Source organism: Intrasporangium calvum DSM 43043, from assembly GCF_000184685.1.
GTDB classification, from domain to species: domain Bacteria; phylum Actinomycetota; class Actinomycetes; order Actinomycetales; family Dermatophilaceae; genus Intrasporangium; species Intrasporangium calvum.
This window is the reverse complement of record NC_014830.1, coordinates 2652404-2668719: the sequence shown is the minus strand read 5'-3', so window position 1 is coordinate 2668719 and position 16316 is coordinate 2652404. Positions and strand designations below refer to the sequence as shown.

The 16316-nt window shown below is 70.5% G+C and carries 13 protein-coding genes; 12 read left to right on the top strand and 1 reads right to left on the bottom strand.

Annotated features, from left to right (window positions below; genetic code table 11):
• The first annotated feature begins 59 nt into the window (after positions 1-59).
• The 3 genes from INTCA_RS12110 to INTCA_RS12100 all read left to right on the top strand — a co-directional run bounded on the left by INTCA_RS12110 (position 60) and on the right by INTCA_RS12100 (position 3821).
• Positions 60-1388, top strand: a complete 1329-nt coding sequence (locus INTCA_RS12110) for an acyl-CoA dehydrogenase family protein (RefSeq protein WP_013493207.1) — start codon at positions 60-62, stop codon at positions 1386-1388.
• Positions 1389-1481: 93 nt separating this feature from the next.
• Positions 1482-2753: an acyl-CoA dehydrogenase family protein gene (locus INTCA_RS12105; RefSeq protein WP_013493206.1), complete on the top strand. Its 1272-nt coding sequence runs from the start codon at positions 1482-1484 to the stop codon at positions 2751-2753.
• Positions 2754-2795: 42 nt separating this feature from the next.
• The gene (locus INTCA_RS12100) at positions 2796-3821 is read left to right on the top strand and encodes a DMT family transporter (RefSeq protein WP_244859825.1); all 1026 of its coding nucleotides are present in this window, start codon (positions 2796-2798) and stop codon (positions 3819-3821) included.
• Between the two features lie 65 nt (positions 3822-3886).
• Here the strand turns inward: INTCA_RS12100 and INTCA_RS12095 are convergent, their stop codons facing one another.
• The gene (locus INTCA_RS12095; RefSeq protein WP_013493204.1) at positions 3887-5128 is read right to left on the bottom strand and encodes a L,D-transpeptidase; all 1242 of its coding nucleotides are present in this window, start codon (positions 5126-5128) and stop codon (positions 3887-3889) included.
• Between the two features lie 222 nt (positions 5129-5350).
• On the opposite strand from INTCA_RS12095, the gene ligA reads away from it, so the two are divergent.
• From ligA to gatB, 9 genes are all read left to right on the top strand, one after another.
• On the top strand, positions 5351-7498 hold the full coding sequence (gene ligA, locus INTCA_RS12090; protein ID WP_013493203.1) for an NAD-dependent DNA ligase LigA: 2148 nt from the start codon (positions 5351-5353) through the stop codon (positions 7496-7498).
• Positions 7499-7688: 190 nt separating this feature from the next.
• Complete coding sequence (locus INTCA_RS12085; protein WP_013493202.1) at positions 7689-8447, top strand: ABC transporter ATP-binding protein; 759 nt, start codon at positions 7689-7691, stop codon at positions 8445-8447.
• Positions 8440-9156 carry an ABC transporter ATP-binding protein gene (locus INTCA_RS12080; RefSeq protein ID WP_013493201.1) on the top strand — a complete coding sequence of 239 codons (717 nt, stop codon included), beginning with the start codon at positions 8440-8442 and terminating at the stop codon, positions 9154-9156. The genes INTCA_RS12085 and INTCA_RS12080 overlap by 8 nt, the downstream gene beginning before the upstream one ends.
• 85 nt (positions 9157-9241) lie before the next feature.
• Positions 9242-10495: an ABC transporter substrate-binding protein gene (locus INTCA_RS12075; protein WP_013493200.1), complete on the top strand. Its 1254-nt coding sequence runs from the start codon at positions 9242-9244 to the stop codon at positions 10493-10495.
• 92 nt (positions 10496-10587) lie between these two features.
• The gene (locus INTCA_RS12070; RefSeq protein WP_013493199.1) at positions 10588-11457 is read left to right on the top strand and encodes a branched-chain amino acid ABC transporter permease; all 870 of its coding nucleotides are present in this window, start codon (positions 10588-10590) and stop codon (positions 11455-11457) included.
• Entirely contained in the window at positions 11454-12476 is a 1023-nt protein-coding gene (locus tag INTCA_RS12065) for a branched-chain amino acid ABC transporter permease (protein WP_013493198.1), read from the top strand. Before INTCA_RS12070 ends, INTCA_RS12065 begins: the two co-directional genes overlap by 4 nt.
• A gap of 85 nt (positions 12477-12561) precedes the next feature.
• On the top strand, positions 12562-12858 hold the full coding sequence (gatC, locus tag INTCA_RS12060; protein WP_013493197.1) for an Asp-tRNA(Asn)/Glu-tRNA(Gln) amidotransferase subunit GatC: 297 nt from the start codon (positions 12562-12564) through the stop codon (positions 12856-12858).
• A 175-nt stretch (positions 12859-13033) separates the two neighbouring features.
• The gene (gene gatA, locus INTCA_RS12055) at positions 13034-14560 is read left to right on the top strand and encodes an Asp-tRNA(Asn)/Glu-tRNA(Gln) amidotransferase subunit GatA (protein WP_013493196.1); all 1527 of its coding nucleotides are present in this window, start codon (positions 13034-13036) and stop codon (positions 14558-14560) included.
• Between the two features lies 1 nt (position 14561).
• Positions 14562-16139, top strand: a complete 1578-nt coding sequence (gatB, locus tag INTCA_RS12050; RefSeq protein WP_013493195.1) for an Asp-tRNA(Asn)/Glu-tRNA(Gln) amidotransferase subunit GatB — start codon at positions 14562-14564, stop codon at positions 16137-16139.
• Positions 16140-16316: the final 177 nt, after the last annotated feature.

Genomic DNA, 16316 nt, shown 5'->3' with positions numbered 1-16316 from the left:
CGTAAGATCGTTGACGTGGTACTGCCACCCTGGACCGTCCACCGAAGGATCCCGCCGCCATGGCCCTCAACACCCTGACCCTCGCCGAGCGCGGACAGCGGATCGGGCTGCGCCTGATCACCCGAGCCGGCTCGCTGCCGATGCTCCACAACCCCGACATCCGCAGGACCGTCGAGCACCTCCTCTATCGGGGCAGCCGGAGCGCCTTCGTCGCCCTCGACGCGGCCGCCAAGCGGTCCTTCCCGGCGCGGCCGGGGCGCGGCGCGCCGACCCGCCCCACGGCCGCGACACCTCGGCGTGAGTTCGACCTGACCCCCACCGAGGACCAGGAGATGATCCGCTCGGCCGCGGCCGAGCTGGCCACCGACGTGATCCGACCGGCCGCCGCGCAGGCCGACACGGACCGGGCCGTCCCCGAGTCCGTGCGACGGGCCGCCGCCGATCTCGGGCTGCCCCTCATCGGTGTGCCGACCGAGCTCGGCGGCATCGCCGAGGAGCGTTCGGCCGTCACCAGCTCCCTCGTCCTCGAGGAGCTTGCACGGGGCGATCTCGGGATCGCGGCGGCACTGATGGCCCCTGCCGCCGTCGCGACTGCCCTGGCCAACTACGGCTCCAGTGCCCAGCAGGCCACCTACCTCCCGGACTTCACCGGGGACGGTCTCCCGGCGGTGGCGACGCTGGCCCTGATGGAGGACGGACCGCTCTTCGACCCCCTCTCGCCGAGCACGACGGCGACGACCAGGGGCGGCGACCTCGTCCTCAGCGGGCAGAAGACGCTCGTCGTCGGCGCCGAGAAGGCCGACCTCCTCGTCGTCTCGGCCCTCGTCGACGGCGCCCCGCGCCTGGTCATCGTCGAGGCCGGCACCCGCGGCGTGAGCGTGACCGACGACCCCGCGATGGGGATCCGGGCCGCGCGGACCGGGCGTCTCGTGCTCGAGGACGTCGTCGTCCCCGCCGCCAACGTGCTCGGCACGACCGAGGACCACCTCGACGCCGTCCGGCGGGCCCGGCTCGCCTGGGCCGCCGCCGCCTGCGGCACCGCCCAGGCCGCCCTCGACCAGCTCGTCCCCTACGTGACCACCCGCCATGCCTTCGGCGAGCCGATCGCGCGGCGTCAGGCGGTCGCCTTCAGCGTCGCCGACGTCGCCATCGAGCTCGCCGGCCTGCGTCTCGTCGTCTGGCGTGCCGCAGCCCGGCTCGACGAGGGCAAGGACGCCGCGCTCCTCATCGCCAACGCCCGACAGCTGACCGCGCGCCACGGCGCCCAGATCGGCTCCCAGGCCGTCCAGCTGCTCGGCGGCCACGGCTTCGTCAAGGAGTTCGACAACGAGCGCTGGTACCGCGACCTCCGCGGCGCGGGCCTCCTCGAGGGAGTGCTGCTCGTCTGACCCGGCCCACCCGGCCCACCCGGCCGGCGCACCCAGCAGACGAACCCAGCAGACGAACCCAGCCCAGCGGCATACGACAAGGAGTCCCAGCCCATGATCAACCTCGAGGTCCCCCGCAAGCTCATCCCCCTGCTCCACCAGACCCGCGGCTTCGCGGAGGAGGTGATGCGACCCATCTCCCGCAAGTACGACCGGGCCGAGCACAGCTACCCCATCGAGCTCGACCTCGTCTCCGCCGTCATCGACGGGCTCACCGACTCCGGCACCGGCCAGGGAGCCGGCGCCGCCGGGGCCACCCGCAGCCAGGACGTCCCCGTCGAGATCGCCGAGATCGCCGGGGTCGCCGGGGTCGGCGCGGGCCGCAGGGAGCCGCGGGCCAACGGCAACCGCAACGGCACCAACCTCTCCTCCGTCCTGTCCGTCATGGAGACCTGCCGCGGCGACGTCGGCCTCGCCCTGTCCATCCCCCGGCAGGGCCTCGGCAACGCGGCCATCGCAGCCGTCGCCAATGCCGAGCAGAAGGCCCGCTACGGCAGGCGCTGGGCGGCCATGGCGATCACCGAGCCCGACGCCGGCTCCGACTCCGGCGCGATCCGCACGACCGCCGTCAAGGACGGCGACGACTACGTCCTCAACGGCGAGAAGATCTTCGTCACCGCGGGGGAGCGGGCCGAGCTCGTCGTCGTGTGGGCCACCCTCGACCGCAGCCTCGGCAAGAAGGCCATCAAGTCCTTCGTCGTCGAGCGCTCCAACCCCGGCTTCACCCTCGTCCGCCTCGAGCACAAGCTCGGCATCCGTGCCTCCGACACGGCCAGCTTCCACCTCGACAACTGCCGGGTCCCGGCCCGGGACCTCCTCGGCGACCCGGAGATCTCCACGGAAACCGGGTTCGGCGGCGCCATGGCGACCTTCGACAACACGCGGCCCCTCGTGGCCGCGATGGCGGTCGGGCTGACCCGGGCCTGTCTCGACACGACGACCGAGCTCCTCGCCCGAGCCGGCGTCACCGTCGACTGGGACCGCCCGCCGCTGAGCCAGAGCGCCGCCGCCGCGCGGCTCGCCGAGCTCGAGGCGGAGTACCAGGCCGCCTACCTGCTCATGATGCGAGCCGCCTGGATGGCCGACAACGGCCGCCCGAACTCCATGGAGGCCTCCATGGCCAAGGCCAAGGCCGGGCGGACGTGTGTCGACGTGGCACTCGCCTGCGTCGAGCTCGGTGGGCCGACCGGCTACGCCGAGACCGAGCTGCTCGAGAAGTGGGCCAGGGACGCGAAGATCCTCGACATCTTCGAGGGCACCCAGCAGATCCAGCTGCTCGTCGTGGCGAGGCGCCTGCTCGGCCTCACCTCCGCCGAGCTGAAGTAGATCTCACGGGAGCCTGTCGGCGGTCGTCGCTATCGTGTGCGAGTGACGCGAGAGACGACGACGGTGGACAGTGGCGCCGGCCCGGACACACCCATCGTGCGACGAGCCCAGCGCGTGCCCTGGCAGGTGAAGTTCGGGTCGCTCGCGATCATCTGGGGCGCGAGCTTCCTGTTCATGAAGATCGGGCTGCGATGGTTCTCGCCCGTGCAGATCGCCACCGGTCGGGTCCTGCTCGGCGCCGTCACGGTCGTGCTGCTGCTCCACCTCACCGGGGGACGCCTGCCACGGTCCTGGGCCGTCTGGCGTCACCTCCTCGTCGTCGCGGTCTTCCTCGCGTCGGTGCCCTTCGTCCTCTTCCCGCTCGGTGAGGAGCGGGTCAGCTCCGCCCTCGCGGGCATCGGCAACGCGATCACCCCGATCGCTACCGTCATCGCCACCATGGCGATGGTCCCGTCGGAGCGGCTGCCCGCGCGACGGGTCGCCGCGATCGTCGTCGGCTTCCTCGGCGTCGCGCTCATCGCCCAGCCATGGGACTCCGTGGGCCAACCTGACCTCGTCGGCTTCGGGCTGACCCTCGTGGCCGGCGCCTCCTACGGCGTCGGGTGGACGTGGGTCCGCAAGTACCTCGCCCACACCGACCTCGGCGGCCTGCAGCTGCCGTCCGCGCTGCTCACCGTCGCGGCCGGTCAGATGGTCGTCGTCCTCGGGGTCTGGTGGGCGTTCCACCGCGACCGGTTCCCCGCTCCGTGGTCGCCCGCGGTCGACGCGGTGGGGCCGGGCACGGGGCCCGTGCTCTCGATCCTGGCGCTCGGCATCCTCGGGACCGGCGTGGCCTACCTCTTCCAGTTCGACGTCTTCCGGGCGGTCGGCCAGCAGGTCGGCTCCCTCGTCACCTACCTGATCCCGGTCGTCTCCGTCGGGCTCGGCTACCTCTTCCTCGGCGAGCGGCTCGGGGCCTGGCAACTCGCCGGGGCCGCGCTCGTCCTCGGCGCGGCCGTCGTCGTGACCCGTCCCACGCGCCCGACCCGGGCCGCCCGACGCGAGCGAGCCCAGCGGCATCCGGCCTGACCGTCGCGCGCTGCGGCCTCACGCCACGCGGGCCCTCGTCGCCTCCCAGCCCACCACCGGATGGGTCAGAGGGCGGAGCCCTGCTTCCACGTGGTCCAGCTGAGGTTCCAGTCGGCGTACCCGTTGCCCATCGTCATCGGCTTCTCGGAGCCCACCGTCTCGACGACGTCCCCGATCCGCATCTGGTCGTAGACCCAGATGGAGTCGGCGTCGCTCATGCCGGTGCAGCCGTGGCTGACGTTGTCCTTGCCCTGCTGGCTGACCGACCAGGGGGCCGAGTGGAGGAACTCGCCGGAGTGGGTGATGCGGAGGGCGCGCTTGACCTTGACGTCCTCGTAGTAGTCCTTGTCGCCCTCCTTGAGGCCGATCGACTCGGCCTTCATCGTGAAGTTCGTGAACTTCTCCATGATGACCTTGATGCCGGACCGGGTCTCCCAGCCGGGTCGCCCGCCGGAGATGGGGACGGTCCGGGCCTTCTGACCCGAGATGTAGACGTCCATCAGGTGGGTGTCGAGGTTGACCTTGGCCACGACGGACCGGCCGATCGTGAAGTCGCTGACGACGGACTGCTCACCCCATCGGCCACCGCCTGCCGGCACCCCGTTGAGGTTGGCCTCGACGTGCACCTGGGTGCCCGGCCGCCAGTACGCCTTCGGTCGCCAGTGGGCCTCGCGGTCGGAGAGCCAGTACCACGAACCGGTCTGCTTCGGTGTCGACGTGACCACCATGTGCTTCTCGAAGGTCGCCTTGTCGACGACCGGCAGGTCGAACGTGGCGATGACCGGCATCCCGATCCCGACGGTGCCGCCGCTCGGGTAGACCTTGGTCCAGACCTGGTCGTCGAGGGTGAGGTCGGCGGTCGTGAAGGACCGCTTGGCGCGCTCGGTCTCGCCGTCGTCGTTCTTCGCGGTCAGCTCGAAGGTGTACTGCACCCCCGGCTCGAGCAGGTCGCTCGCCGTCCAGGTGCCGGACTCGAGCCACCCGTCGACGGGGACCTCCACGCCCTTCTTGCTCACGTAGGAGAGCGCGGCCTTCGTCAGGGTGCCGTTCCTCGTCTTGGCGGAGACGGTCGTGTCGACGGCGACGCCCTCGGCGCCGGGGCTCGGCGTGGTGACCCACGTGACCGGCGGAGTCGTCGGGGTCGGGGTCGGCGTGGCCTTGGGGGTGCTGGCGCTGGTGCGGGCGCTGCCGCCGTCCGCGGTCGGGAGGACGTCGGGCGAGCACGCCGTCACGGTGGTCAGGCCGACGACGGCCAGCACGGCGACCAACGCCGGACGAACGGAGCGAATGGTGACCTTCACGCGCATGTATCCCCTTCGGACCTGCCAGTGCCTCGACCCCCGTCGTGGTGGCAGGACAGCTGAACCCCTCACCAGAGTGTCGCTGATGGAGGCCTCGGGGCCCAAACCCGTCCGCGCGTGGTCGTCCAGATCGTGACCGCGTCGTTGCCGGTCCGCGACCAAGCCGTATGCCGCTGGGCTCGCTCTCGCTCCCACCTGACCGTCGGCGGTGGCTGGCAGGATGGGCGGGTGAGCGACAGCACCGGGAGCCAGGCCATCGAGGACGCCATCCCCGACGAGGTCCACCACGAGTGGGCCGACCTCGCGGAGCGGGCGAGCGCGGCCCAGTTCGCCTACCACGTCAAGGATGCGCCGACGATCAGCGACGCCGAGTACGACGGGCTCATTCGGCGGCTCAACGCGCTGGAGGCGCAGTGGCCCTCGCTCCGCACGCCGGACAGCCCGACCCAGAAGGTCGGGGCGTCGGCGTTCGCCACGGGCTTCGAGACGGTCGACCACCTCGAGCGGATGCTGAGCCTGGACAACGCGTTCTCGTTCGAGGAGCTGCGGGCCTGGGCCGAGCGCGTCGAGCGCGAGGTCGGTGCCGGGGCGCACTTCCTCACGGAGCTCAAGATCGACGGCCTCGCGGTCAACCTCCTCTACGAGCAGGGCCGCCTCGTCCGGGCGCTGACGCGGGGAGACGGCCGGACCGGCGAGGACGTCACCAACAACGTTCGCACCATCGAGGGCGTGCCTGAGCGGCTGTCGGGGGACGACGTGCCGGAGCTCGTCGAGATCCGCGGCGAGGTCTTCTTCCCGACCGCCGGGTTCGCCGATCTCAACGCGGCGCTCGTCGCCGCCGGGAAGGCCCCCTTCGCCAACCCCCGCAACGCCGCCGCCGGCTCGCTCCGGCAGAAGGACCCGAAGGTCACGGCGGGCCGTCCGCTGCGGCTGCTCGTCCATGGGATCGGCGCCCGCCGCGGTTTCGACATCGCCCGGCAGAGCGAGGGCTATGCGGCGCTCCGATCCTGGGGGCTGCCCACGTCCGACCAGGTGAAGGTGCTCGACGACATCGCCGACGTGGAGGAGTTCGTCACCTTCCACGGCGAGCATCGGCACGACGGGCTCCACGAGATCGACGGCATCGTCGTCAAGGTCGACGAGGTGACCCTGCAGCGGCAGCTCGGCGCGACGTCCCGGGCGCCGCGGTGGGCGATCGCCTTCAAGTACCCGCCGGAGGAGGTCAACACCAGGCTCCTCGACATCAGGGTCAACGTCGGACGCACGGGGCGGGTGACGCCCTACGGGGTCATGCAGCCCGTCGTCGTGGCCGGGTCGACCGTCGAGCAGGCGACGCTGCACAACCAGCACGAGGTGGAGCGCAAGGGCGTGCTCATCGGGGACACCGTCGTGCTGCGCAAGGCGGGAGACGTCATCCCGGAGATCGTCGGCCCGGTCGTCGACCTCCGCGATGGCAGCGAACGCCCCTTCGTCATGCCGACGCAGTGCCCGTCCTGCGGCACGCAGCTCGCGCCGGAGAAGGAGGGGGACAAGGACATCCGCTGCCCCAACTCCCGCTCCTGCCCCAGCCAGCTGCGTGAGCGGGTCTTCGCCCTGGCCTCGCGTTCGGCGCTCGACATCGAGGCGCTGGGCTGGGAGGGGTCGATCGCCCTGCTCGAGTCGGGGATCCTCACCGACGAGGGCGACCTCTTCGCGCCGCCGGAGGACAGCCCCGAGGCGGGCGCCTACGGCGTGACGCGCGAGCGGCTCGCGGCGGTGGGCCTCTACACGCGCGCGGCGAAGAGGACCGACGATCCCGCCCACGTCGTCGATGGCCGGGTCCTGTCCGCGAACGGGGAGAAGCTGCTGGCCGAGCTGGAGAAGGCCAAGACCCAGCCGTTGTGGCGGGTCCTCGTCGCTCTCTCGATCCGGCACGTCGGGCCCACCGCGGCCCGCGCACTGGCGACGACCTTCGGCTCGATGGACGCGATCCGGCGCGCGTCGATCGAGGAGCTCGCCGAGGCCGAGGGGGTCGGGCAGATCATCGCCGAGTCCGTGACCGCGTGGTTCGCGGTGGACTGGCACGCCGAGATCGTCCGCAAGTGGGCCGCGGCCCGGGTGCGGATGGAGGACGAGGTGGACGCGTCCGTCGCCCGGACGCTCGAGGGCAGGACCGTGGTCGTCACCGGGTCGCTCGAGGGGTTCTCGCGTGACGAGACCAAGGAGGCGATCCTCAGCCGCGGCGGCAAGGCGGCGGGCTCCGTCTCGCGCAAGACGGACTGGGTCGTCGTCGGCGCGAACGCCGGGTCGAAGGCCGCCAAGGCGGAGGAGCTCGGGCTGCGGGTCCTCGACGAGGCCCAGTTCGTGCGCCTCCTCGAAACGGGTTCACCGGACTGACCTTGCCCCGGTCCGCACGAGCCCATGTGTCCACCGGCCATAGGGCTGCGGCAGGTGTGTGGGGAACAACCGTGTCCTGCGTCTCGCCGCCTCCTAGAGTTGCCGGAGTCAGGACGCCCGTCCCGACCGCGCCGGATCAAACCAGATCGGGCCAGACCGGACAGGCCACGAGTCGCACGAGGAGGTGCAGGTGTCCGCAGGCACGCCACTGCTCGAGACCCGCTCCCTGACCAAGGAGTTCCGGGGGTTCAAGGCCGTCTCCGACGTCAGCCTCACGGTCCTCGAGGGCACCATCCACGCGCTCGTGGGTCCCAACGGGGCCGGCAAGACGACCCTGTTCAACCTGTTGACCGGGTTCTTGACCCCGACCTCGGGGACCATCGTCTACGACGGCCAGGACATCACCGGCCAGGCACCGGAGCAGATCGCGCACCAAGGCATCGCGCGTTCCTTCCAGATCACGAGCCTGTTCGACCAGATGACCCTCCGTGAGCACCTCGAGCTGGCCCTGGCCAGCCCGACCGGCATGGGGATGCAGTTCTGGCGGTCGGTCAAGCGGATGTCGGTCTTCAAGGACCGGTCGATGGAGCTGCTGGACCAGGTCGGCCTGGTGGACCGGGCCGGGGCGCCGGCCGGCTCCCTGGCCTACGGACAGAAGCGGGCGCTCGAGCTGGCCATCGCCATGGCGCTCGACCCCAAGCTGCTGCTCCTCGACGAGCCGACGGCCGGGATGGGCATCGAGGACGTCGACCGGACCATCGCGCTCGTCAAGCAGATCTCGACCGGGCGCACCGTCGTGTTCGTCGACCACAACATGCACGTCGTCGGCTCGCTGGCCGACACGGTGACGGTCCTCCAGTCCGGCCAGGTCCTCGCCGAGGGAAGCTACGAGCAGGTCCGGACGGACGAGCGTGTCATCACCGCCTACCTCGGAGCAACCCATGACTGAGCGGCGGCCGCGATCGACGCTCGAGGTGACCGGGGTCTCCGCGTGGTACGGCGAGGCCCGCGTCCTGTCCGACGTGAGCCTCCAGATCGGGCAGGGCGAGGTCGTCACGCTCGTCGGCCGCAACGGTGCCGGCAAGACGACCCTCCTTCGCTCCATCATGGGTCTGCACAAGCAGGTCCAGGGCTCCGTCACCTTCGAGGGGGTCGAGCTCGTGAAGCGGTCCGCGGACAGCCGGGCTCGGTTGGGCATCGGCTGGGTGCCGGATGACCGGGGCATCTACGCCACCCTCTCCGTCGCCGAGAACCTCACGCTGCCGCCGGTCGTCCACGACGACGGCTGGGCGCTCGACCGGATCTATGAGTTCTTTCCCGCGCTCTACGAGCGCAGGGACTTTCCCGGCACCAAGCTGTCGGGCGGCGAGCAGCAGATGCTGGCCATGGCGCGGGTCCTGCGGATGGGGGCGCGGCTGCTCCTGCTGGACGAGCCCAGCGAGGGGCTCGCCCCGGTCATCGTCCAGAGCATCGGGGAGATCATCCGCGAGATCAAGGCGCACGGGGTGGCCGTCCTGCTCGTCGAGCAGAACGTCAAGTTCGCCTCCACGGTCGCCGACCGGCACTACCTCCTCGCCCAGGGAAGGGTCGTCGAGCACCTCGACAACGAGGAGTTCCAGACCCGCGAGAGCGAGCTGCTCACCTATCTCGGGATGTAGCACCATCCCGACCCCGACGCAGGACCCGAACGACCAACCAGCACGACATCACGCACCACCCCAGCACGACATCCCAGGAGGGGACATGAGTGGCAGAAAGAAGGTCACGGGCGCCGTGGCCATGGCGGCCTCGGCCTCGCTAGCACTGGCGGCCTGCGGCGGCGGGACCGGCGGCCCGCAGACCGGAGGCGACTCCAAGCTGAGCAACGACAAGGTCATCATCGGGCTGCTCAACGACCAGTCCGGGGTCTACAAGGACCTCTCCGGGCCCAACTCCGCGGTCGCCATCCAGATGGCGATCGACGACTACAAGGCGAAGTACGGCAACGACGCGGTGGCCAAGACGATCGAGATCGTCCAGGCCGACCACCAGAACAAGCCGGACGTCGCCAACACGAAGGCCCAGGAGATGTACGACCGGCAGAACGCCGACATCATCCTCGACGTCCCGACCTCCTCGGCCGCCCTGGCCGTGGCGACCCAGGCCAAGGCGAAGAAGAAGCTCTTCATCGACATCGGCGCGGCAACGACGGCCCTGACCGGGGCGTCCTGCAACAAGTACACCTTCCACTGGGCGTACGACACGTACATGCTCGCCCACGGCACCGGCGCAGCCACCGTGAAGAACGGCGGCAAGACGTGGTCGATCGTCTACCCGGACTACGCGTTCGGGCAGGACATGAACAAGTCGTTCACCACGGCGGTCGAGGGGGCCGGGGGCAAGATCCTCCAGTCCATCCCGACCCCGTTCCCCAACGACAACTTCTCGACGTTCATCACCAAGGCAGCCGCGGACAACCCGGACGTCGTCGGCATCATGGCCGCCGGTGGTGACCTCATCAACTTCGTCAAGCAGTACAACCAGGCGGGGATGCAGGACAAGGCCACGCTCGCGGTCGGGCTGATGTTCATCACCGACATCCACTCGCTCGGTGTCGAGCAGTTCTCAGGGACCCAGTTCACCGACGCGTGGTACTGGAACTTCGACGACGAGAACCGCAAGTGGGCCGACCGGTTCACCGAGAAGACGAAGACCCGCCCGTCGTTCGCCCACGCCGGCAACTACTCGGCGGCCCTCCAGTACCTCGAGGCGGTCCAGGCGGCCGGCACGGACGCCGCGGATGCCGTGGTCGCCAAGCTCGAGGGCAAGAAGGTCAACGACGTCTTCCTCCGCAACGGTGAGATCCGTGCCGCCGACCACCGGGTCCTGCACGACTCCTACCTCGCCAAGGTCAAGACGAAGGACCAGGTCAAGGAGGACTGGGACTACCAGGAGATCCTCACGACGATCCCCGCTGCAGAGGCGTTCGGCCCGGTGTCCGACGCCTGCAAGATGTGACCTGATCCCACGAGGTCGGCGGAGGTGTCGGCTGCTGCGAGGCAGCCGGCACCCCGCGCCGCGACGGGACCGATGACGACAAGGTCGGCACCATGAGCGCTTTCATCCAGTACACCCTGCAGGGCCTCGCGGCCGGCGGCTTCTATGCCGTGTCCGCGTTGGGCCTCGCCGTGATCTTCGGAGTCCTCGGCGTCGTGAACTTCTCGCACGGCGCCGTCTACATGCTGGGAGCGGTCCTGGCGGCCGTCCTCCTCGCCGAGCTCAACGTCAACTTCTGGCTCGCCCTCGTCATCGTCCCCATCATCATGTTCGGCTTCGGGGTGCTCATGGAGCGCGCCCTGATCCGTTGGCTGCTCCAGCTCGACCCGCTCTACAACTTCCTGCTCACCTTCGGGCTCACCCTCGTGCTGGTCGAGGCGGTCAAGCAGCGGTACGGCGTCTCCGGGCTGCCCTACCAGATCCCACCTGGCCTGGGCGGTCAGGTGACGGTCGGCAGCGTGGGCCTGCCCACCTACGCGATCTTCGCGTGTCTCTTCTCGGTGGTCGTGTGCATCGCCGTCGGGTTGCTCCTCACCCGCACCCGCATCGGGATGATCGTCCGCGCCGCGACCGAGGCGCCGGAGCGGACCCGGGCCCTGGGCATCAACGTGGGCCGCTGGGTCACCCCGGTCTTCGGGTTCGGCATCGCCCTGGCCGGGCTCGCCGGTGTCCTCGCCGCCCCGAGCCGCGCCATCACCGCGGAGATGGGCAGCAACTTCGTCATCATCCTCTTCGCCGTCGTCGTCATCGGGGGCCTCGGGTCGATCCTCGGGGCGGTCGTGGCCGGGTTCCTCGTCGGGCTCGTCGAGGCCTACGGGGTCGCCTACGCCCCCGCCTACGCCCAGATCGTCATCTTCATCATGATGGCCCTCGTCATCCTCGTCCGGCCCGCAGGGCTCTTCGGACGGGAGGAGATCGCATGACCGACCAGCAGCTCACCGCGAAGACCGACGTCGACCTCGCTCAGCCCTCGATCCTCTCCCGGCGCAGTCCCTGGCGCTATGTGCTGCTGCTCGCCGGGCTCGCGGTCCTCGTCCTGCTGCCCTACCAGATCTACCCGCCGGTCGCGATGGACATCCTCTGCTGGGGCCTCTTCGCGATCAGCATCGACCTGCTCCTCGGGTTCACCGGGCTGCTCAGCTTCGGGCACGCGGCCTTCTGGGGCGGGTCCGCCTACGCGACCGGGGTCATCGCCATCAAGACGGGGGTGCCCTTCCCGCTGGCCGTCCTGGGCGGCGCCGTCTTCGCCATGGTGATCGCCGTGCCCATCGGCTACCTCTCGGTGCGGCGCACCGGGATCTACTTCGCCATGGTCACCCTCGCGTTCGCCCAGATGCTCTTCTTCATCGTCAACCAGTGGCGGAGCCTGACCGGCGGGGAGAACGGCCTGCAGAACATCCCGAAGAACTTCTTCGGTGTCGAGGCGGTCGAGACGGACTCGTTCTACTTCTACTACGCCGGTGCCGGGGTCATCCTCGTCGGCATCCTCATCGCCTGGCGCGTCGTCAACTCGCCGTTCGGGCGGGTGCTCACGGCGATCCGCGACAACCCGGCCCGCGCCCGCGCCCTCGGCTACGACGTCGAGAGGTACAAGATCGTCGCGTTCGTCATCTCCGCCGGGCTCGCCGGGCTGGCCGGTGGCGTCTTCTCGATCAGCCACAGCTTCGCCTCGCTCCAGGAAGTCGGGTGGACCACGTCCGGGAAGGTCGTCCTCATCACCGTCCTCGGCGGCATAGGCACCCTCTGGGGTGGCCTCGTCGGCGCCGGCGTGGTCGTCTACCTCGAGGACTACCTGGCCTCGGCCGGGATCAGCGGCATCGCGATGATCACCGGCGCGATCTTCGTCCTCATCGTCCTGCTCTTCCGCCACGGCATCTGGGGGACGGCCCGCAACCTCGTCCGCGAACAGGTCATCGAGCGCCGCAACCGACCGCACCGCTGACCACGCGAGACACTCGGGTGACCAGCCGCCGCTGCGGCTGGTCACCCGTCCGCTCCCGGTCGGCCCGCCCCATAGACTGACCCGCATGTCCTCCCTGTCCCGCGAAGACGTCGCCCACCTCGCCGGGCTGGCGCGCATCGACCTGTCGGACGCCGAGCTCGACCGGATGGTCGGCGAGCTGTCCGTGATCCTCGAGTCGGTGGCCAAGGTCCAGCAGGCGCCCATCGCGGACGTGCCGCCGATGTCGCACCCCATGCCGCTGACCAACGTGACCCGTCCCGACGTGGTCCGTCCCGGGCTCACCCCGGACGAGGCGCTCTCGGGCGCCCCCGAGCGGGAGCTGGGCCGGTTCGCGGTGCCCCGCATCCTCGATGAGGACTGAGCCAAGGCGTGAGGATCGACCGAGCGCCAGCGAGGGAGGACCGGAGGGCCGATTCGGCTCGGTCCTCGGGGCGAGCAAGGACCGAGCCACCGACCACCAGCTCGTATGCCGCTCAGCCAGCTCAGCGGCATACGGCACCGTTTCGTGAACTTCCTTTCGGACGAAGGCAACTGATGTGAACACTGACCTGACACGCGCCTCAGCGGCGGAGCTCGCGGAGGGCTTGGCGAGCAAGTCGATCTCCTCGGTGGAGGTGACCCAGGCCTACCTCGACCGGATCGCCGCGGTCGACGGGCAGGTGCACGCCTACCTGCACGTCGACGCCGAGGGTGCGCTCACGACGGCCCGCGCCGTCGACGCCCGGCGCGCCGCGGGGGAGCGGCTCGCCACGTTGGCCGGCGTCCCGATCGCCGTGAAGGACGTCATGACCACCCGGGGCCTGCCCACCACGTGCGGCAGCCGGATGCTCGAGGGGTGGGTCCCGCCGTACGACGCGACCGTGGTGCGGCACCTCAAGGACGCGGGGATGCCGATCCTCGGCAAGACGAACATGGACGAGTTCGCGATGGGCAGCTCGACCGAGCACTCGGCCTACGGCCCGTCCCGCAACCCGTGGGACCTCGAGCGCATCCCCGGCGGCTCGGGCGGGGGCTCGAGCGCCGCCGTCGCGTCGTTCCAGGCGCCGCTAGCGACCGGGACCGACACCGGCGGCTCGATCCGCCAGCCGGCCGCGGTGACCGGCACGGTCGGCACCAAGCCGACCTACGGCGGCGTCTCCCGCTACGGCCTCGTCGCCCTCGCCAGCTCGCTCGACCAGGCCGGGCCCTGCGCCCGGACGGTGCTCGACACGGCGCTGCTCCACGAGGTGATGGGCGGGCACGACCCGCTCGACTCCACGTCGATCGACGCGCCCGTCCCCCCGGTCGTCGACGCGGCGCGCCGGGCCGACGTCACCGGCCTGCGGATCGGCGTCGTCAAGGAGCTCGGCGGCGAGGGCTACCAGCCGGGCGTCCGTGAGAGGTTCGAGGAGTCCGTCGCGCTGCTCGTCGAGCAGGGGGCCGAGGTGGTGGAGGTCAGCTGCCCGAGCTTCGACTACGCCCTCGCGGCGTACTACCTCATCCTGCCGAGCGAGGCCTCGAGCAACCTGGCGAAGTTCGACGCCATGCGCTACGGCATGCGCGTGCTCCCCGAGGGCGTCGACGCGCCGACGGCCGAGCAGGTCATGGCCGCGACCCGCGACGCCGGCTTCGGCCCCGAGGTGAAGCGCCGGATCATCCTGGGCACCTACGCCCTCAGCTCGGGCTACTACGACGCCTACTACGGGTCGGCGCAGAAGGTCCGCAGCCTCATCGCGCAGGACTTCGAGCGCGCCTACGAGAAGGTCGACGTGCTCCTCAGCCCGACGGCACCGACGACGGCCTTCAAGCTCGGCGACAAGCTCGACGACCCGATGGCCATGTACCTCAACGACATCGCGACGATCCCCGCCAACCTCGCCGGCGTCCCGGGGATGTCGATCCCGTCCGGTCTCGCCGAGGAGGACGGCCTGCCCACCGGCATCCAGATCCTGGCCCCCGCCATGAAGGACGAGCGCCTCTACAGTGTCGGCGCCGCCCTCGAGCAGGCCCTCCTCGAGCGCTGGGGCGCCCCGATCCTGTCCAAGGCACCGGACCTCGCCGCCGGCCTCGTGAAGGGAGCCTGAGATGGCTGTGACATCCGCCGCGTCCGTCGGGATGGACCCCGTCCTCGACTACGACGACGTCGTCGCAAGGTTCGACCCGGTCATGGGCCTCGAGGTCCATGTCGAGCTGCACACCCTCACCAAGATGTTCTGCGGCTGCCCGACCGAGTTCGGCGCGGAGCCGAACTCACAGGTCTGCCCGGTCTGTCTCGGCCTGCCGGGTGCCCTGCCCGTCGTCAACGAGAAGGCCGTCGAGTCCGCGATCCGGATCGGTCTGGCGCTCAACTGCGAGATCGCCGAGTGGTGCCGGTTCGCCCGGAAGAACTACTTCTACCCGGACATGCCGAAGAACTTCCAGACCTCCCAGTACGACGAGCCGATCGCCTTCAACGGCTACCTCGACGTCGAGGTCGACGACGGTGCGGGCGGCACCGAGGTGTTCCGCGTCGAGATCGAGCGGGCCCACATGGAGGAGGACACCGGCAAGTCGCTCCACGTCGGCGGCTCGACGGGTCGGATCCACGGGGCGGAGTACTCCCTCGTCGACTACAACCGGGCGGGCATCCCGCTCATCGAGATCGTCACGAAGCCGATCGTCGGGGCCGGGGTGCGCGCCCCGGAGGTGGCCAAGGCCTACGTGTCGGCACTGCGGGACCTGCTGCGCGCCCTCGACGTCTCCGACGTCAAGATGGAGCAGGGCTCGGTGCGCTGCGACGCCAACGTGTCGCTCCGGGTGCGGGTCGGCGACGACCCGCGGGGCGAGGCGCAGCTCGCGGTCCCGCTCGGCACCCGGACCGAGACCAAGAACGTCAACTCGCTCCGTTCGGTCGAGCGCGCGGTCCGCTACGAGATGTCGCGGCAGGCCGCGACGCTCGAGGCGGGCGGCTCGGTCCTCCAGGAGACCCGGCACTGGCACGAGGACACCGGGATGACGACGTCGGGCCGGGTCAAGTCCGACGCGGACGACTACCGCTACTTCCCGGAGCCCGACCTCGTCCCGGTGGCGCCGACCCGGGAGACGGTCGACGCGCTGCGGACCACCCTGCCGGAGCCGCCCGGGCTGCGCCGCAGGCGCCTCCAGGGCGAGTGGGGCTTCAGCGACCTCGAGATGCGCGACGTCGTCAACGCGCGCGCGGTCGAGCTGATCGAGGAGACGGTGGCCGCGGGGGCGGGTGCCGCCGCGGCGAAGAAGTGGTGGCTCGGTGAGCCGTCCCGGCGCGCGAACGCCGAGGGCCAGGACCTCGTGTCGTATGCCGCTGGGCTCCGTTTCAGCCCAGCGCACGTCGCCGAGCTCGACCGTCTCGTGACGAGTGGTCGCCTCAACGACTCGATGGCCCGCCAGGTGCTCGATGGTGTTCTCGCGGGTGAGGGGACCCCGACGCAGGTCGCTGACGCACGGGGCCTCGAGCTGGTGCAGGACGACGACGCGCTCCAGGCGGCCGTCGACCGGGTCATCGAGGCCAACCCTGACATCGCGGAGAAGGTCCGGTCGGGCAAGGTGCAGGCGGCCGGCGCGCTCATCGGCCAGGTGATGAAGGAGATGAAGGGGCAGGCCGACGCCGGCAAGGCGCGGACGCTCATCTTGGCCCGTCTGGGCTGATCGTGGGGCCGTTCGGCCCGTGAGATTGGTCACGGGCCGAGCACAGTCCTGTCGGCTGTTCCTTGGGGCGGCACCTAGTCTCGGGGCTCGTGACGATGACGCACCCTGTGACTGACCAGTCGACCGACCCGGCCCAGCCGACCAGCGCTGCGACCGCTGACGAGCACTACGAGGACT